The organism is Oceaniovalibus sp. ACAM 378 (genome assembly GCF_008085915.1).
In the GTDB taxonomy this organism is placed as follows: Bacteria; Pseudomonadota; Alphaproteobacteria; order Rhodobacterales; family Rhodobacteraceae; genus Oceaniglobus.
In genome coordinates this window covers 168788-186815 of record NZ_VSJK01000011.1, presented here as the reverse complement: position 1 = coordinate 186815, position 18028 = coordinate 168788, and the positions used below count along the sequence as shown (strand labels likewise).

Below are 18028 nucleotides of genomic sequence, written 5' to 3'. Positions count from 1 at the left end.
AAACGATGGTAGGCCCAAACGGTGTAGCCAATGACGCTCCGCGGAAACCGGAAGCATTTGATCCGGGACAAATCTTCAATACTCAGCATGGCCGGAGAGTACCCGGGCGTTCAAGCTTCAACAACCTCACAATGCCGTACAAAGGTATCAACGGAAAGGGTGATGAAAAGTGACGCGAAACCCCAAAGGTGAGAAAAAATGACGTGCGGTGAGGGTTTTTGATACTGGTTGCATTGCGAGGTGAGTGACAAAAAGCTATGCAAACTATCGAACAGTGAAGATTTTCGAGGCGAAGTGATGAATTTCTACGGACGTAAACTTCCGGGTCCGGGGCGGATTGCCGGATATGGCTGGCTGGTCAGCGAGCTTGGCTTGCGTGTGCCCATGCCTCGCCGTTTGGCCTTTGTATCAGACCGCCACACGCGTCAATCCGAGCCTGAATGGGAAATTTTCCGCGCGCCGCAATGGCCGGGTGAGATTGTGTTTCATCATCTGGTGTTTGCCATCAAGAACGAAGGCATCGATTTGCGAATCTTGCATGAGGTGACCAGAGTTGCGGACCGTTCTGAAATCTCCCAGGCCTTGGCAGGAACAACCAGTGTCTTTGCGCGCCGGGTGTGGTTCTTTTGGGAATGGCTGACGGGTGAGAAGTTGGATGTGCCGGATCTGGGCAAGGTGAAGTATGAGCCTGCGCTTGATCCGAACGCATATTTTGTGATCGATCCTGGAGATCGGTCGGCGCGTCACAAGGTCATCAACAATCTGCCTGGCACCCCGGCATTTTGTCCGCTCGTGCAGAGATCATTGAAGCTTCACAAGCTGATTGAGCGGGGATTGCCTACTCAAGCAAGGGAGGTCACCGAAAAGGCACCGCAGCATATCGTGTCACGCGCCGCGGCTTTTTTGCTGTTGAATGATTCCAAGGCCTCATTTGCTATCGAGCAGGAAAAGCCTGGACCCCAGCGTGCCGCCCGCTGGGCGCGCGCGATTGGCGAGGCGGGAAGCCACCAGCTGTCGCTAAACGAGCTTGAGCGCTTACAGCAAGTTGTTTTGCAGGATGCACGCTTTGTGAAGATGGGTATTCGCACGGAGGGCGGCTTTGTCGGCGGTCACAGCCGGGATGGAAAGACGCCGGAACCAGTGCACATCAGCGCCCGGCATGAGGATTTACCTGACCTTTTGGAGGGTCTTGCGCTTTATGAAGCGCGCGCCCTTGGGGGTGGCGTTGATCCGATGGTGGTCGCGGCTGCACTGTCGTTCGGCTTTGTCTATATCCACCCTTTCGAGGATGGGAATGGTCGTATCCACCGGTATTTGCTGCACCATGTGTTGGCGCACGGTGGTTTCAGTCCAGCGGGTCTGGTCTTTCCGATCAGTGTCGTTGTTTACCGACGCATCGAGGAATACAGCGACGTTCTGAAGTCCGTGTCGGGGCCGATGATGGAGTTCATTGAGTGGAAGCCCACGGCTCAGGGAAATGTGGAGGTTCTGTCGGAAACTGCGGTGCTTTACCGCTTCTTTGACAGCACCGAGCATGCCGAGTTTGTTGCCGATTGTGTCAGGGAAGCAGTCGAGCACGACCTGCCGGGCGAGATTGACTACATCACGCGCTATGACCGGTTCAAATCCAGCATTGATGAGATGCTGGAAATGCCGGCGCGCATAGTTGATCTATTGCGAGGATTCTTGGAGCAAGGGAACGGCAAGCTGTCCAAGCGCGCCTTGCGCAAAGAATTCTCGGCACTGACCGAGGGAGAGGTCACTATGATTGAGGAGGCCTATGCGGAGGCGTGGGATCTCGATTGAAAAAGATGGGACAAACGAAACTCCCAAAGATTTCTTCGGAGGTTGAGTTCTGAACAAATAGCTCGAAGAGCACTTAACGGGGCGTTGTTTCGGGGAGCGTTCGCAAATCCTGCGCCGGTCTGGTCGAAGGCTGGATGTCGAAAATTCGATCTATAAGCCGATGAGTATGTCTTTCAGTGCTGGCCGACGTTTGAGCGAGTCATCCAGCGCCCGACGCCATTTTGGCCCCCTGCCACGCGCCGCATCCAGCGCCTCCCCGAGTTCGAATGGGCGAGATTCGGCGAGAGTTGCGATCAGCCATTCGGCTTGGGCAAGATCCTTCTCGGATTTTGCCCGATATGTTCCGCGACGTGCCGACGCCACGATCAGCTTATGCACGGCAAACCGTTCCGGAGCGGGAATTCTGACTGGTATCCCTTCCCGATAAAGAAGGACGGCATCAATAGCGTTCTCGAGGCTGAAGTCCAGATAGCTCAGGGCTTGGGCCCAGATGCCGAGGCCTTCGTGGCGGACTGATGCTTCACCGCCGCGCTGCTTCGGTGTCAGAACGTCCAGGACGATCCCGTCATCCGTTTCCCATCTCGCCGGGTGTATCTCTCCCGGCCCTGCCACCGGCCTCAGGCCAACACCCTCCAACGACGCCGCCAAGTTTGTAACGTCTCCCGAAATGATATTTACTGACTTCGCTGCTGCGATATCGACATCTTCCGTCATGGCCAGGCTATTCTTGGAATGCACGCCGAGTTCGAGTGCATAGAGGCCATAAGCATGCGTTCCTGCAAGTACACCTCCGGAACGAAACAGTCCGACTCGCGCCAGGGCATTGATCAGCTTCCCTGTGCCAGGTGTAGGGGTAGGCATACCCGCCGCCCGAAGCTGCGAGACAAGTCGTCCTGTCTCGCGCAACCATTCCTGAAGGGCATCATTTTGCCGATGCAGTTCTTCGGCCTTGCGCCTGTTTTGGGCGTTGTCCGGCCCAATGCGCTTCTCGACGACGCGCGCACCGATTCTCCTGCGTGAAACCCAGTAGCGCGCGCCCTTGTTCTCCACCGGGACGATACTGCCTTCAATTTCCGGGGTCGGACGCCGAATCTGGCGGTCGAGAAGATCGCGGTACGTCGTCTGGACGCTCAGCGGGATATGCTCTGTCATGGCTACCTACACAATAATAATTTATGTGTAGGTATATGGGCCGAAACGGTCACCCGTCAAATATATTTCCGCAGAGAGGAATTCGGCGAAGCCTGCCACCCAGTCTCGTCCGACCCCATGCGACAAGCGTGAAGGCGATTGCACCTGCCAGAGGACAGGATTGTAGATTCAATGATCGTCATGGCGCGTGCGAGTTTCGCCGCACCGGTGTCGGCCCCGGCGAAGAGTCAGTTTTTTTCTTCCGATGCCGATCAAGCGCAGTGTGCATTCGGCCGGATTTTTGTCGATGGCTACACGACCGCCAGTCAGGAACAAGCTGAAGGGCATTGCCAAGTTGATCGCGGGATTGAGGCGGGATAACCGGTCATCATGAAGACAACATCGACACAGCCGCGCCTGAAGGGCTTTCGTTTTCCCCGGGAGATTATCTCCTATGCCGTGTGGGCATATCATCGGTTTGCGCTTAGCACTGCGAATGTCGAAGATTTGCTCGCCGAGCGCGGCGTGGATGTCAGCCGCGAGTCCATTCGGCTGTGGGTAAACCGGTTTGATGCTCATTTCGCCGCCTGCATCCGGAGGGATCGACCCACTGCAGGCAACAAATGGCATCTTGATGAGGTCGTACTGCCGATCAACGGCGTGAAGTACTGGCTTTGGCGAGCGGTAGATGCAAACGGGGATGTTCTGGATATTCTCGTGCAGCCAAAACGAAACGCGAAATCAGCAATGCGTTTTCTGAAGCGGCTCATCGCTCAGTTCGGCAAACCGCGCGTTGTGATCACGGAAAAGCTGCGCAGTCATTTTAAGCCGATCCGCGATCTGGTGCCGTGTGCTGATCATCGCGCCCACAAAGGCCTTAATAATCGGATCGAAGGGTCACACCGTCCCACAAGGCGGCGAGAGAAGATCTCTCGGACGGTTCAAATCACAACACCAGGCGCAAAGATCTCTTGCCGCTAATGACCAGATCAACACAATCTTCCGCCCCCGTCGTCACCGACTTTCATCCATCTCCTACCGCCACGCACGGGACGACGCGTTCGACCTGTGGGCGGGCTATGCCACCGAGATGACTGCCTGATCAGTAGATAATTAAGCCTATCGCAATCAATGACAAACAACTTGGCAATGCCCCTCAGGGCGATGAGCGGCACCTTCGTGGTCATCCTGATCATTTTTACGCTTGGGGTGTGGTGGGCGTTTTTCCTTGGAGTGGTCCGGTTGATTGGGCATCTGGTTCTCCCTTCCTGTAGGGTACCGCGCTTGGGCTTGTGCGGGCTGCATGTTCGGTTTCAACCCGACCTTGCTCTAATCGTTCCGCGCGTCATGCAATTTGAACTCGATTGCCGCGTGAACGTTCCATGGTGCGCGTGACACAGATCTGTCCGACACCACGCTGGGTGTTTGATCCCACGGTTTGATGGTGCGATCCTTTCTCAGGCTTGCCATGCCGCTTTATCAGCCTGACCAGCAACCGCTTCGCCGCGCGCTTATGCCTTCTGGATTGAAGAATTTCTTCCAGCACGTCACCCTTCTGATCGACGGCGCGCCACAGCCAGTATGACCTGCCTGCAATTTTCACGACGACTTCGTCCAGATGCCAGACCTCACCGGGACGGGCCTGCCGATGTCGCAGGTTCCGGGCGATCTGCTGACCAAACTTGACGGTCCAGCGCCGGATGGTTTCATAGACACGTCGATGCCGCGCTCCTGCAGAATCTCCTCAACCTCGCGCAGACTCAGGTTGAAACGGACGTACAGCCACACTGCATGAGCGATGATCTGCGCTGGGAAGCGGTGACGTAAGTAGCTGATAGAAGGTGTGTACATCATCGCCAGCTATGTCCAAATTGCGACGCGAGCAACCGAACGGCAGTTTATGTGACCATTCCGACGAGACATGTGTTGGACTTAGAGAGGTAGCCTACAATGGAAGATGACGAGTTTCAAAAGCCGATACCTGCATTTCCGGAGGGGATGTCTTATACTGAACAGGGCTTGTTTCGCCGTCTGCGAGCTGAATCTGAAGATATGGCTGACCGGTTAGGCATTGGGCCCGAATGTATGTTCTCTGACTGGGACCTCTTCTTGATCGTAGCACGACTTCCATCCACTGTAGAGGAAATGGACAAGATTCACACAGTCCGGCAGTCCGGCTGCACTTCCCAATTCGTTAGGCTTGTGAAAGCAGCGATTGTTGAGCGCGATAGAAAGGAAAAAGAATTCAGAGGACAATGGGATCATTATATGGAGACAGGAAAAGTACCGCAGGCCTGGGTGAAAGATCCGTCAATTATTCGGGTAAAAGTCTTAAAGTGAACCCTATCTACTGAACCGACGGCGTCCTATCTAAAAACAGGTCACGCGGTTGGCCGAACGCCAGAGCCATAATCAGGACACAAAGCGAAGCCATCTATTTAAACTCATTTTGCCTAGGTTAATTTATGACAATCCCGCTGCGCATCCTGCTTACCATCGGCTGCGTGCTGACTGGCTTCCTGTTTCCGCCGATGCTCCTTCTTGCCATCGGCATCGGCTGGAGCATCTACAACGATCTTGCCAACGCACCTGACAAGATCACTGGCGCTCCTCCACCCAAGCCGGAACTGATGACCAGAGAGCGGATGGACGACCTTTGCCAATCCCCTGCAGAGACAGCGTTTCTGGATGCGATGCTTGACGCTTTCGACCTGGAACCATCCGGCGATGCGCTGGTGGGTGGTGGTATTCGGCTGCGCAGCCAGATCAAGGTCTTGCGATACAGGCTCGATTTTCTGGTAGATGAACGTCTCGTGGTCGAAATTGACGGTGCGCTATGGCATTCTTCGCCAGAGGCTGTGGAACGTGACCGCGTCAGGGATCTGGAACTGAAAGCAGAAGGCTATTCCATATGTAGAATCCCTGCCAAGGTCGTGCTTTATCGACCACGCGAAGCCATCGCTCAGGTTAAAAAGGCACGCGCAACGATACCAAAAAATACCCCATTGCCAGAAACGAAACAGGTCGCTGAGGTTTCTTCTCCGTCAGAGCCTATCGGGGTCCGGAATGTCCTGGGGGTCATGGTAAAAGCGGCTGATGATTTCCAAAGCAGAATGGCTGAGTTGGATGCTTATCATCAAATCGATAGTTGCCTCTCCGGTCGCTTCTATACGATGGAACTGATTGTCGAAAATGCCTGCGAGCAAACGGCCCTGGGGACACGGATCGGCGAGCCCACTGGGGTCGGGCCGGATGAGGAAAAGGCCAGGGTTCGGTTTCGCAGGAATATCATGAAGATGTCGGAACTCCTGAGCGAGAGCTTGGAGGAGCGCCGTAAATTTTCCGGGAAGCTTGACGAACTAAGGAAGAACGTCTCGAACGAGGGCGGTCGCGCGTATTGTGAAAACAGAATCGAGACCGTCGTGGATGAGCATTTGAAAAAAATTGCCAAGTGGCACGCTACCGTTTTCCCCCATCAAGCCGCATTTGGGGAGGGTCGGGATGGCAGGCTGGCCGCACGAAAAGACATCATCAATCAGCTACGTGCAATTTGCTTTGATGACGCAGATCCCGTTGAATTTGCCCATCCGTATTGTCCACCAATCCACTCTAGAGATTTCCATGATTGGTGGATAAGGAATGTTGCAGGTGGCAGCCCATTAGGCTGATGTCAGCGGATGGCTAATTGCCTGCCATACACTGGAGCGATGTGATCTTGCCCCCATTTCAACTAACCCTCAGGCGGTTGCGGTTCAATCCTCCATATATTCGTGTGGCGAGCGCATATTTTCATTTTCAAAGCGGTGGGCTTGAACGGGGTTGAAGCCGATGTCATGCGCGGTGAGGAGGTCCAGATCCTGGGCGCCTTGCAAATCGCAGGCACGACGGGATCCGCGACAATCTGCATCCCAGGCACCAATGCAAAATGGGCCCGCGCCGATTTTTGGGCCAACTCCCCGATCTTGGCGTGAAGGTCTTTGAGCTGTTCTTCATCCACTTCCGGCACCTTTCGGCTGCCGCGCTCAAAGACGCCTGATGCGCCTTCAAGCAACGCTCGTTTCCATTGGTGGATCATTGTCGGATGCACCCCAAATCGGCTGGCCAGCTCGCTGACCGTCTGCTTGCCATTCAGCGCTTCCAACGCGAGCTTCGCCTTGAACTCTGGGTAATGTTGCTTCCGTTTCGACATATCTGATCTCCTTCGTATTGAAGATCAGCAGACTACAAATCGCAGCTTACGTCAGTGTCCGAAATTCGGGGGGTAGCTCAATTCTGGGATATCCCGAAATTGATGCACAAGGAAATCAATGAACGCTCTTGTTTTTGGAGCGAGGTTGCGCTTATCATGCAAACATGATGGCGATGTCGGTACTCGGTGGCGCATATTCCGGCATGACATGAACCAACTCACCCGACAGGAACTTTCGGTCCGCCATGTAACATGGGAGCCGCGCAATACCTATTCCGGCAAGCGCCGCGCGATAGACAACGTCAGTGCTGTTCCCCTCAAAACTGCCTTTTGCCTCAAAGCCTTGACCGTTGAAGGCGTCGGAGTAGTCCCAGGAATTCCGCTTGCTGTTTCCAGCAATCCTAAGACAATTATGCTGTCAGAGGTGGTTCGGTTGATCTGCACAGGTTCCGGGCGGTTTCTAAGTGGTTTTCCGCCTCGGTTAAGCCGCCACCGCTTCAGGCATCGGCTGGTTGAAGTAGGCCTGATCGGGGGTTTTCCCGTCAAGCGACGAATGCGGACGGCGGCTGTTATAGAATCCGAGATAGCGGCCGATCCCGGCGCGGGCTTCCGATACGCTGGTGTAAGCCCGCAGGTAGACCTCCTCGTATTTGATAGTCCGCCAGAGGCGTTCGACGAAGACGTTGTCGCGCCAAGCTCCTTTCCCGTCCATGCTGATCTTGATCTCTCTGGCCGCCAGCACCTTGATGAAGTCGATGGACGTGAACTGACTGCCCTGATCGGTGTTGAATATCTCGGGCGGGCCGTGACGCGCCAGAGCCTCCTCGACAGCATCGATGCAGAAGTCAGCCTCCAGCGTGATCGACACCCGCCATGCCAGGACACGCCGGGTGAACCAGTCCAGCACGGCGGCCAGATAGATGAACCCCCGCGCCATCGGAATGTAGGTAATGTCCATCGCCCAGACCTGATTGGGCCGGATGACGGGCAGTTTCCGTAGCAGATAGGGGTATATCTTGTGCCCCGGCGCTGGTTTTGAAGTGTTCGGCTTGCGGTAAAGCACCTCAATGCCCATGCGTTTCATCAACGTGGCAACGGGCGGCCGCCCGACCCTGAAGCCCTCCTGAACAAGCAGACCCTGCAGCATCCGGCTGCCCGCGAACGGGAATTCCATGTGCAGCTTGTCGATCCGGTGCATCAGTTTCAGATCGGCATCCGACACCGGGCGCGGCTTGTAATATACGGCTCCCCGGCTGATCCGCAGAACAGCGGCTTGGCGGCTGACGCTCAACTTCGCGGTGGGATCGATCATCTTTTTGCGCTCGGCAACAGACCCGCCTTGCCGAGCGCGCCGGACAAAAAATCATTCTCCAACGCAAGTTCTCCAATCTTGGCATGCAGCGTCTTCAAGTCGACAGTAGGTTCCGGATCGGCTTTCGCCGCATCGCCAAAGACCCCCGTTGCGCCTTCCAGCAACTGGTCACGCCACTGTTTGATCTGGTTTGGATGGACATCGAAGTCTTGTGCCAGCTCGATCAGGGTCTTCTCACCCTTGATCGCGGCCACCGCGACTTTCGCCTTGAATACCGGGCTGTGGTTCCGGCGTGATCGTCTTGCCATGGTCATCTCCTCGCATGCAGCATCATGCTGGTGTTGCGCGAAAAGTCCACTTATCCCGGCTGTTCAGTTTTCCCGAACCACCTCTTTTTAGTCCATTGGACCCATTCTCGACAATATTGCGCGCGTGTTAAGGTTGCTCACTGCCCCGGAAATACGGCCCCTTTCGCCCGATAGGCGTGTTCTGACAAATGCATCCGCAATCGGGTCCGGCGCCTGTCTGATCAAGAGGGAGGCGGTCAGGAGAAGCGCCGTCCGCTCCACGAACCAGCGGGCTTCCCCTTCTGCCGCGAGCCCCTTCCATCGCGCGCGGTAGGCGTTGAGCGCGGCGTCATATTTCGTATCCTGGCCTGTGACTGTCTCCAATTCCGCATTCAGTGCATCACGCGTGCCCGGATCTTTCGCAAGGGTGCGCAACACGTCAAGGCAGATGACATTGCCCGATCCCTCCCATATCCCGTTCAGTGGGGCCTCACGGTACAGCATCGGCAGTGGCGAGTCCTCAATGTACCCCCCGCCGCCCAGGACCTCCATCGCCTCACCGACAACAACCGGACACAGCTTGTTGGTCATGAACTTTGCGAGGGCAACCCCGATGCGGGCGAAAGCACGGTCTTCATCGCGCGTCCCGTCAAAAGCCCGGGCAACGCGCATCCCAAGCGCAAGCGACCCTTCCCAATCAAGGGTAAGATCGGCAAGAACGGTGCGCATCAACGGCTGGTCGATCAGATTTTTCTGAAACGCGGTTCGATGCGTAACCCAATGAAGCGCTTCGACCAATGCTGCACGCATCAGGCCCGCTGGGGCCATGGCGGTATCAAGCCGGGTGTGGTGGATCATCTCGACAATCGTTTGGATACCGCGTCCCGTTTCGCCAAGCTGGTGGCCATATGCGCGGTCATATTCGATCTCGGCGGACGCATTGGAGCGGTTTCCAAGCTTGTCTTTCAGTCGCTGGATACGAATGCGGTTCCGACCGTCCTCCAACCATCGCGGGACGAGAAAACAGGTGAGCCCTCCGGGCGCCTGCGCCAGCGTCAGGAATGCGTCTGACATCGGTGCGGAACAAAACCATTTGTGCCCGGTCAACCGCCACGCCGCCCCATCCGCTTCGGCGCGCGCGGTGTTGGTCCTGATATCGGAGCCGCCCTGTTTTTCGGTCAGCGCCATACCAATAGTTGCGCCGGATTTCTGGGTGATCGGCCTGACCGAGGGGTCGTATGTCCGCGAAAGCGCCTTTGGCCGCCAGACATCTGAAATTCCGTCTGCTGCGGAAATGACCGGGACGGCTGCATAGGTCATTGTCAGGGGGCAACAGTGACCCGGCTCCACCTGACTGGCAAGATAGACCATGGCAGCGTGGGTTGCATGTCCGCCATCCCCGCCTTCCCAGGCAATCGCCGCATACCCGGCGGCGACGGAAATTTCCATAAACTTGTGATAGGCTGGGTGGAACCGGACCTCATCAAGCCGCCGACCGCCACGATCGAACAGGTCAAGCTCCGGCGTATGGCGATTGGCTTGGCGTGCGGCGTCACGCAATTCGGCGCGTCCGAGGGTTTTCGCATATCTCCTCAGCGGATCTCTCTGCGCGCCCGTCAAAGCCGCAACCGAGCGCAAGACAGGGTCACTCGCCCAAAGATCGCAATTCCCCCGGCTGGGCGGTTGGTTGTGAACCTCGTGGGTGCCAAGATCAGACTGGGGTGCAGAATGCGTCATGGGAGCCTCATCGGGCGGCAAAGGCTCCGGTCGGGTGGTTCATCCAGCATGCCTGAACCGCCACCCGGAGCAGCGAAACATACTGTAGCACAGGGCTGGCTTGAATTCGACAGGGCGGATGTTCACAAGACTTCCACGCGGGCAATAACATGCCATGCCCAATGTCGGCATTGACAGGCAGATTCCTCGGTGAACGGCAGCAAAATTGGTGAAGGATTTCCGATGCGGGAATTGCCCGTCAAGACAGGATACTGTCAGAGCGTAATTCAGCAAGAGCAGGCGGAAACGGACAGGATGCTTGCAGGTAGTTCGCGACTGTCGGGACACCCTGATGGGGCAGACCCATCTCTTCGATGAAAGCGATCTGAAGTTCTGGAGAGACCTCCGAGAAGCACGTGAACACTGGTCCCATCGCAGTCTCCGCGACAGAGTTTTCCTCGAAACGCTTTATCATCCCCATCCGCAGAACGGACGACCGTGGAAAGAGGACTGCCCGGCAGCAGTTGTCCGAAATGAAACCCTGCGCGCCACTCATCACTACGGCAGGGCATTCTGGAAGCGCTGGACGGGATACCACGCCCGAAGCCGGATTGAGGCGAAGATGCGATGCCTCAAGGCCTTCCATTCCGGGCGGGGATCAGGTGCCGTTGATGATGGCGATGAGAAACCGCACACACACGGCGAGGATGAACAGGCCGAACAGGATTTCGAGACGGCGACGGGGCATGGCATGTGCGAGGTTCACACCGATCTGTGTCGTCAGCAACGTCGTCGGTACGATCAGGGCGACGCCCAGCAGGGACACGAACCCAAATGCGTCAGGCGGCAGGCCAGCACTGCCCCAGCCTGCTATTGCATAGCCAATCGCGCCGGGAACCGAGATCAGCATGCCGACACCGGCCGAAGTCGCGATCGCCTGATGGATCGGCCGCCCGTAGAGGGTCAGGATCATCGTCGAGATGGCGCCGCCGCCAATCCCCATCAGCGCGGAAAGGAGACCAATCAGCCACCCCCAAGCGCGCATGCCGAGTCCGCGCGGCATCTCGTCGGCAATAACCCAGCGGCTGCGCGCAAAGAGAAGCTTTGACGCATTGATGAGCCCCACGGCCACAAAGACGCCCTGAAACACCTGCGGCCCTGCGAAACGAGCGATATAGGCACCCATCAACACCCCGACCAAGATCGGCAGGGCCCAAGGACGCAGCACCGAGAGGTCGACGGCCCCCTTCTTATAGTGCCCGTAAAAAGATCGGATCGACGTGGGGATGATGATTGCCAGCGAAGTTCCGACCGCCAGCGGCATGACAACGTCGGGAGCGGTGTCCAGCAGACGAAAGACTTCGTAGAGCACCGGAACGGTGATTGCCCCGCCGCCCACGCCGAACAGACCTGCCAGAACACCGGTCACTGCACCCGCTGCAATGAGCGCCATGGCAAGGTAGATCAGCGATGCAAAGTCCAGTCCACCGCCCATACTAGCTGTTTTCTTTGGTTTTGCCGGTTTCGGTGTCGGCGTCGTCGGCGGTTTCGGTCGTGACCTTGGATTCGTAGAGTTCGAGCGTCAGTTCGTATTGATCTATCAGATGAGCGGCGGCGAGGTCGGCCTGCCCCGCAATTGCAGCCTCGGCAATCCTGCGGTGCTCGTCGTCGGAGTTCCGGCGCGGATAGGACTTGGTGTCAGAAATATAGCGATAGCGTTCGGCCTGATCCATCATCTCTTCGCAGAAGCGAAACAGCCATTGCGACCCGCAGTTCGCGATCAGCGCCAGATGAAACTCGCGATGCCGGACTTCCCATTTCTGGTTGTCTTCGCCGTCCTCGATATCCTGGCCAAACAAAAACGGGGTCCGCAAAAGCCGGTGCAGCGACAGGACGATCCCGTCTTCCCAGGCTTCGGTCGGGTTCCTGACGGATTCGGTCAGGGCCCTTCCCTCAAGCCAGCACCGGGTTTTCACGATTTCGCGGAAATGCTCGGTGGACAGAATCGGCACCGAAAAGCCGCGCTGGTCCTCACGGTCGACCATACGCTCTGCCGCAAGCCTGTTGAGGGCCTCGCGCACCGGGTTTGTGCCGACACCATAGCGCTCTGCAATCTGCTCGATCAGCAGCCGTTGACCCGCGGCAAAACTGCGGCGCAGCAGATCACGCTTCAGTTCGCGATAGACAAGGGTCGCCGCAGTGGCCTTGCTGCCTTCGCGCGGCGCGACATCGCTGCCGTCGGTGATCGGAAATGGCGTATGATCCATCACGCAGTTCTACCTCTATCGCACAGCGCCGGTTGGTCCCGACGAACGGTGCCAGAACACGAGCCGACGCTCTACCAGAACCACCGTCCAGAACAAGCAGAACCCCAGCAGGCTGAGGTAGAGGATCAAGGAAAACACACGCGGCGTCTGGAGTTGCGAGGCCGCGACCCGGATCAGTTCGCCGAACCCCTTGCCGCCGCCCAGAAACTCGGCCGTGATCGCTCCTGCCATGACGCCGACCGACGCGATCTTGAGTCCGGTGAAGATTTGCGGCAGCCCCATGGGCAGCTTCATCTTGATGAGAGTCTGCCAACGGCTTGCGCCCATCGTCTTAAACAGCATCCGGGCGTTTTCATTGTGACCATGCAGACCGGCGGCTGTGCCGACGACGATGGGAAATGTCGCGATGAACGCGGCCAGCGCGACCTTTGAGGCAATCCCGAATCCGAGCCAGGACAGGAACAGCGGCGCAAAGGCGACTTTTGGCATTGTATCGATGGCGACAAGATAGGGCATGACGGCACGCTCGCCGAACGACGTTTCACCGACCAGAATCCCGAGGCTGAACCCGAAGAGCATCGCAAACAGGAAGCCGACCAGAACCTCTTGGGTGGTGATCCAGAGGGCCTTGAGCATATAGCCGCCCGAAATCAGGTTGCGGGCCACGTAAATGATGTCCTGCCCGGTTTCTCCGGGCGAGGGCAGGATGATCGGTGAGACGATGCCGAAGCTGTGCGAGGCCTGCCAGATCGCGAGCACGGCGGCCAGCAGGCCCAGCATGGCGATCCACCGCGGGATCCTGTCGATGAACGAAACATGTTCGGTCCAGACAGTATCGTCTTCGGAGACGGACGTGCTCATTGAAAAGCTCCTTTGTCGAGTAGCGACCGGATCCTCTGAACGTAGACACCGAACGCGGGGGTGACCATCATCTCGGTGGTTCGCGGGCGCGGCAGATCGATCTCGATCGTCTCGATGATCTGGCCCGGCCGGGCCGACATCACATAGACACGGTCGGACAGGAACACGGCCTCGGAGATCGAGTGGGTGATGAGCATCGTCGTCGCCCGCCGCGACATGCAGACCTTCTGCAACTCGAGGTTCATGAAATCGCGCGAGATTTCGTCAAGCGCGCTGAACGGTTCGTCCAGAAGCAGGACTTGTGGCCGGGTGATGAGCATTCGGCAGATCGCCGCACGCTGGGCCATGCCGCCCGAAAGCTGGTGGGAATAGACCTCTTCGAAGCCTTCGAGGCCGACGAGTTCAAGAAGTTCCCTTGCATCGACATGGGCCTTTCGCGCGGCCGCCCGGCCTTCACGGATTTCAATCGGCAGAACGATGTTCTCGATCGTCGAGCGCCACGGAAAGAGCGTGGCCTGCTGGAACATCATGCCGATGTCGCGCCGCGGTCCGGTGACCGGCTTGCCATCAAGAACGACGCGCCCGCTGCTTGGCGGTTCGACGCCCGCCATGATCTTGAGCAGGGTGGACTTGCCACACCCGGACGGACCGATGATCGACGAAAAACTGCCTTCGGTCAGCGTGATGTCAACAGCACTCAGGGCCTGAATGTTGCCCTGACGATACTTCTTGGACACCCGGCTGAGTTGGTAGACCGGTCGCGTATCGCGACCGGTCAGAGGCCTGTCGGCCGGTTTTACAGGCACGTCCACGTTCAATCCTGGTTCCAGTATTCAACGAACTCGTTGGTATAGGCGGCTTCGAGATCGTCGAGAGGTCCGGGAATGCTTTTGGTCGCGACGACACTGGTGTGCCACTTTTCCCAATCCTCGGGCGGCTGATAGCCAAGCGGCCGGGACGGATCGACCGAGGCCATGCGGCCCTTGATTGCTTCGAACACGGCGATCGCAAAGTCACGATCTTCGCCTTCCTGCGGATTGGCGGCACTGGTGTGTGCCAATACCTTTTCAAGGTTCGCCGGATCCTGACCGAACTTGTAGCCCCGCACAATGGCGCGTCCAAAGCCCTTGATCACCTCGGGATTGGCGTCGATGTATTCGCGGGTCGCGGCAAAGCCGTTCGCGAAGTAACCGAGATACTTCTCGGGCGTGATCTCGCGCAGCGGGATGCCGCGGGATTGGATGATCACCATGTCGACGACCGCGGCGGCATAGGCGTCCACCTCGTCGTTGAGGAATGCCGCGACGGCGGTTCCGCCGTCACCGATCGTCAGGAATTCGTAATCGGTGCCTTCGGTCAGCCCCGCGTCAGTCAGGATATCCCGGGTAAAGCCGACTTCGGCGCCATCTGCGGTGCCGACCCCGATGACGGTACCCTTCAGATCCTCGGGAGCCTGGTAATCGGATTCCTCACGCACGACCAGGCCGAACCCGGTCTTGGCAAAGAGGTTGTAAAGGAACACTACGTCCTCACCCCGGGACCGTGCCGCAAGCACCGGACCCGGTCCGGGCTCTCCGATCTGGCCTGCGCCGGACGCCAGCGTCTGAAGCACCGAAGCCGATCCGTTGACCGCCTCCACCGAGATCTCCAGCCCCTCTTCAGCGAAGTATCCCTCTCCGACGGCCACGTGAATCGGAAACACGTTCAGGGCCGAGGGGTTGGGTATAACCACTGTGATGGGTGTTTGCGCCATCGCGCCGATGGCTGGAATGGCCGCCAGAGCCAGGCCCGCCAGGAAAGACCTTACCAATCGAACTGTCATATCTTCCTCCCGTTTTTCTGCCGTACGCCGCCGCGCCGACGTTATTTTTGTCTGTTCGCGTAAATTTACGTTAGCCGCTAAAATCCATACGTCAAACCAGATAATATATTATTCATTGATTCCGCCGAAATGTTGGTGCTAGCATAACTGGGTTGCCCGATGTCGGGCGGGACAATTGGGGATGCATAATGGACGGATCAGATACACAAACAGCGCTGGCAATACCGGCGCCGGAGCGGACCACCATCGAGATACGTGGCGCAAGCGCACGTTTTCCGGTGCGCCGTATTTATTGCGTCGGCCGAAACTATGTCGCGCATGTCGAGGAAATGGGCGGCAGCACCGATCGTGATCCCCCGATCTTCTTTCAAAAACCGACGGACGCGGTCGTGCCCTCGGGCGAGACGATTCCCTATGCTCCTATGACCGAGGACTTTCATTTCGAAGTCGAACTGGTGATGGCGATCGCCAAGGGCGGCCGGAACATCTCCGAGGCAAGCGCGCTGGAACACGTCTGGGGCTACGGCGTTGGAATCGACATGACCCGACGCGACATTCAGGGCAACAACAAGCCCTGGGAGATCGGCAAATCCTTTGACAAATCGTTCCCCGTTGGCGCGTTGAGCCCGGTCTCGGAAGTTGGTCACATCACCTCGGGAGCGATCAAACTGACCGTGAACGGCGAAACCAAGCAGGAGTCAGATATCAGCCTGCTGATCTGGAAATTGCCGGAAATCATTGCGCGCCTCTCCGAGTATTTCGAACTTCAGCCGGGCGACGTGATCCTGACCGGCACGCCCCATGGCGTCGGCCCGGTCGTTCCCGGCGACAAAATCCACTGCACGATCGACGGGCTGGCCCCGCTCGACGTCGCGATCGGTCCGAAGCTCGTCTAAGATCATTGGCGGGCGGTATGGACAGGCTCCGACCCGCCCGCCAGTGCATTGCAAGATAATACCGCCGGATCGACACCTGCCTCTTCAGGTCAGCAAACCGGTGCGATACCCCCGATATTCTTCTGCACGGTGTCGACCAAGGTCGGGACTGCGTTTTGCCTTGGCGATCCGGGCGCCGCGCCTCTTTGGCGCAATCAGAGCGGGGCAATCACCCTCTGAATCCGCGCCCCGCTTCAGTAGCTCCAGCAGATCGCACGCTGGTTGGCCGGATCGACCGCGACCTTTCCCAGACAACGACAGCGATCCTCGTTGGTCCACATCCGCAAGCTCCTGCAAAACCCTGCCTCAGCCAAGAATTCACAAGTGGTTCTAAAGATTCAAGATGTTTCTGGATAGACACTAAGTCTTAAAGATGTCCACAGATCTGCACCGCTCAGTCATCGTTCACCTGGTCCATGGCCCATCCCACGCTGAACCCATGCAGGATTGTTGAGAGTAAAATAACAAGGCCGACCAGTGACCAGAGTTGGGTTTCGTTTGTAAATTCCATGTGGCTACCTGCATAGCAGAGGTAATAGATCGAACCGATGCCCCGCACCCCGTAGACAGAGATGACCGCGCGATCACGCTGTCCGAGACCCGTCTTCATCAGTGCGATCCAGGCGGACACCGGGCGAATGACAACGATGAGTGTCAGCGCGATCAGAACGTGGGTCCAGCTGAGATCGACAAGCAGAGTGGGCAGAACGCTGCCGAGCGCGATGAGCAGCACGGCGGTCAGGGCATGTTCAATGGATTCCGAAAAATCATGCAAACGCCGGTGGAAATGATGGTCTTTTTCAATGCGGCGCAGGGTCAGGCCAAGCACAGCAACGGCAATGAAACCATAGCCTTCTACCAGTTCCGTGGATCCATAGCAAAGAAGAACACCGGCGATTGCAATGACGCCGGATCCCGTCTCTGCCAGGATTGATCCCTTTGGAACGCTGAACAGGACAATGCCCAGCAGGCGCCCACCGGCCCAGCCCATGAAGGCACCAAGGATTATGCGATACAGAACATCGCGGAGGAGCCATTCCCACGCCCATGCACCGGGGTTCAGACCTTCGGCCGCGACAATCAGTCCCAGATACACGAACGGAAACGCCAACCCGTCATTCAATCCCGCTTCGGTCGTCAATGTGAAGCGAACCGGATGTTCTTCGCCCTCTTGCGGGGGACCGACCTGAACATCTGCGGCAAGAACCGGATCGGTCGGGGCAAGGACAGCGCCCAACAGGATTGCGCCCGCCACCGTCAATCCACCCACAGCAACACCAAGCAACGCGACCGCGAGAATGGTGAGTGGCATGGCAATCACCAACATCCGCACTGTCGGCATCCAGCGCCTCCATGGCCTGAGGCTATCGATGCGCATTCCGGCGCTGAACAGGGCCACAATGACCGTCAACTCGCTCACCAACTCCCATGGCAACGGGATCTGCCGCGGATCAGGCGGGATCAGAAAGCCCGGAACCAGCAAGGCCGCAGCCGCACCAAACAGGATCATCAAGGGGGCGGCAGCCGGTTCCCGCTTTGACACCAGGCGCGGAAGCCACCGCGACAGGATCACGATCACACCCACGACAACCAGCGCCACATGGTAGGGGTTCAGAGAAAAGAAGGTGTCTTCGTTCACGCTGGGGCTGCTCCAATCTAATGTTCATTCAAAGAGATCACATTGCCAATATCTGCAAACTTC

15 protein-coding genes and 5 pseudogenes are annotated in these 18028 nt (G+C 57.6%); 7 read left to right on the top strand and 13 right to left on the bottom strand.

What is annotated here, in order from left to right; all coding sequences use genetic code 11:
• The first annotated feature begins 297 nt into the window (after positions 1–297).
• Positions 298–1806, top strand: coding sequence for a Fic family protein (locus FQ320_RS16305; RefSeq protein WP_148474110.1), 1509 nt, complete (start codon positions 298–300; stop codon positions 1804–1806).
• Positions 1807–1956: 150 nt separating this feature from the next.
• Here FQ320_RS16305 and FQ320_RS16300 read toward each other — a convergent pair whose 3' ends face one another.
• Both FQ320_RS16300 and FQ320_RS26475 read right to left on the bottom strand, forming a co-directional pair.
• The gene (locus tag FQ320_RS16300) at positions 1957–2958 is read right to left on the bottom strand and encodes a GSU2403 family nucleotidyltransferase fold protein (protein WP_148474108.1); all 1002 of its coding nucleotides are present in this window, start codon (positions 2956–2958) and stop codon (positions 1957–1959) included.
• A 164-nt stretch (positions 2959–3122) separates the two neighbouring features.
• A pseudogene (locus tag FQ320_RS26475) lies at positions 3123–3279 on the bottom strand (transposase); the annotation flags it as partial.
• 48 nt (positions 3280–3327) lie between these two features.
• On the opposite strand from FQ320_RS26475, the pseudogene FQ320_RS16290 reads away from it, so the two are divergent.
• Positions 3328–4039, top strand: a pseudogene (locus FQ320_RS16290) (IS6 family transposase).
• Positions 4040–4390: 351 nt separating this feature from the next.
• Here the strand turns inward: FQ320_RS16290 and FQ320_RS16285 are convergent.
• Positions 4391–4788: pseudogene (locus FQ320_RS16285) on the bottom strand (IS6 family transposase); the annotation flags it as partial.
• Between the two features lie 99 nt (positions 4789–4887).
• Between FQ320_RS16285 and FQ320_RS16280 the strand changes: the two are divergent.
• The 3 genes from FQ320_RS16280 (at position 4888) to FQ320_RS25710 (ending at position 6908) form a co-directional block, all read left to right on the top strand.
• A complete protein-coding gene (locus FQ320_RS16280) occupies positions 4888–5277 on the top strand; it encodes an HRDC domain-containing protein (RefSeq protein WP_148474106.1) in 390 nt (129 codons plus the stop codon).
• Positions 5278–5402: 125 nt separating this feature from the next.
• Complete coding sequence (locus FQ320_RS16275; RefSeq protein ID WP_148474104.1) at positions 5403–6605, top strand: endonuclease domain-containing protein; 1203 nt, start codon at positions 5403–5405, stop codon at positions 6603–6605.
• A 165-nt stretch (positions 6606–6770) separates the two neighbouring features.
• Positions 6771–6908: a 2-dehydro-3-deoxygalactonokinase gene (locus FQ320_RS25710; RefSeq protein ID WP_187393929.1), complete on the top strand. Its 138-nt coding sequence runs from the start codon at positions 6771–6773 to the stop codon at positions 6906–6908.
• Here FQ320_RS25710 and FQ320_RS26470 read toward each other — a convergent pair.
• The 4 genes and pseudogenes from FQ320_RS26470 to FQ320_RS16255 all read right to left on the bottom strand — a co-directional run.
• A pseudogene (locus FQ320_RS26470) lies at positions 6899–7126 on the bottom strand (transposase); the annotation flags it as partial. The gene FQ320_RS25710 and the pseudogene FQ320_RS26470 sit on opposite strands and share 10 nt — an antisense overlap.
• A gap of 154 nt (positions 7127–7280) precedes the next feature.
• Entirely contained in the window at positions 7281–7526 is a 246-nt protein-coding gene (locus tag FQ320_RS26865) for a LysR substrate-binding domain-containing protein (protein ID WP_148474137.1), read from the bottom strand.
• An 81-nt stretch (positions 7527–7607) separates the two neighbouring features.
• Positions 7608–8746, bottom strand: a protein-coding gene (locus FQ320_RS16260) for an IS3 family transposase (RefSeq protein WP_255509545.1) whose coding sequence is annotated in 2 segments (ribosomal slippage) — positions 7608–8480 and positions 8483–8746 — 1137 coding nt in all. Because the reading frame shifts where the segments join, the coding sequence is not laid out codon by codon here.
• An 87-nt stretch (positions 8747–8833) separates the two neighbouring features.
• The gene (locus FQ320_RS16255; RefSeq protein ID WP_148474098.1) at positions 8834–10462 is read right to left on the bottom strand and encodes an acyl-CoA dehydrogenase family protein; all 1629 of its coding nucleotides are present in this window, start codon (positions 10460–10462) and stop codon (positions 8834–8836) included.
• Positions 10463–10916: 454 nt separating this feature from the next.
• On the opposite strand from FQ320_RS16255, the pseudogene FQ320_RS16250 reads away from it, so the two are divergent.
• Positions 10917–11084 (top strand): annotated as a pseudogene (locus tag FQ320_RS16250) (IS5/IS1182 family transposase); the annotation flags it as partial.
• Positions 11085–11099: 15 nt separating this feature from the next.
• Here FQ320_RS16250 and FQ320_RS16245 read toward each other — a convergent pair.
• The 5 genes from FQ320_RS16245 to FQ320_RS16225 are packed head-to-tail and all read right to left on the bottom strand — an operon-like array spanning position 11100 to position 15391.
• A complete protein-coding gene (locus tag FQ320_RS16245) occupies positions 11100–11936 on the bottom strand; it encodes a sulfite exporter TauE/SafE family protein (RefSeq protein WP_148474096.1) in 837 nt (278 codons plus the stop codon).
• Between the two features lies 1 nt (position 11937).
• Positions 11938–12708 (bottom strand): GntR family transcriptional regulator, encoded by a 771-nt coding sequence (locus FQ320_RS16240; protein ID WP_148474094.1) that lies wholly within the window; start codon positions 12706–12708, stop codon positions 11938–11940.
• Positions 12709–12723: 15 nt separating this feature from the next.
• Complete coding sequence (locus tag FQ320_RS16235; RefSeq protein WP_148474092.1) at positions 12724–13569, bottom strand: ABC transporter permease; 846 nt, start codon at positions 13567–13569, stop codon at positions 12724–12726.
• A complete protein-coding gene (locus FQ320_RS16230) occupies positions 13566–14381 on the bottom strand; it encodes an ABC transporter ATP-binding protein (protein WP_255509544.1) in 816 nt (271 codons plus the stop codon). The genes FQ320_RS16235 and FQ320_RS16230 overlap by 4 nt, the downstream gene beginning before the upstream one ends.
• Before the next feature lie 2 nt (positions 14382–14383).
• On the bottom strand, positions 14384–15391 hold the full coding sequence (locus tag FQ320_RS16225) for an ABC transporter substrate-binding protein (RefSeq protein WP_255509543.1): 1008 nt from the start codon (positions 15389–15391) through the stop codon (positions 14384–14386).
• 188 nt (positions 15392–15579) lie between these two features.
• Between FQ320_RS16225 and FQ320_RS16220 the strand changes: the two genes are divergently transcribed.
• Positions 15580–16287, top strand: coding sequence for a fumarylacetoacetate hydrolase family protein (locus FQ320_RS16220; RefSeq protein WP_148474132.1), 708 nt, complete (start codon positions 15580–15582; stop codon positions 16285–16287).
• A gap of 433 nt (positions 16288–16720) precedes the next feature.
• Here FQ320_RS16220 and FQ320_RS16215 read toward each other — a convergent pair whose 3' ends face one another.
• On the bottom strand, positions 16721–17965 hold the full coding sequence (locus FQ320_RS16215; protein WP_148474090.1) for a sodium:proton antiporter: 1245 nt from the start codon (positions 17963–17965) through the stop codon (positions 16721–16723).
• Positions 17966–18028: the final 63 nt, after the last annotated feature.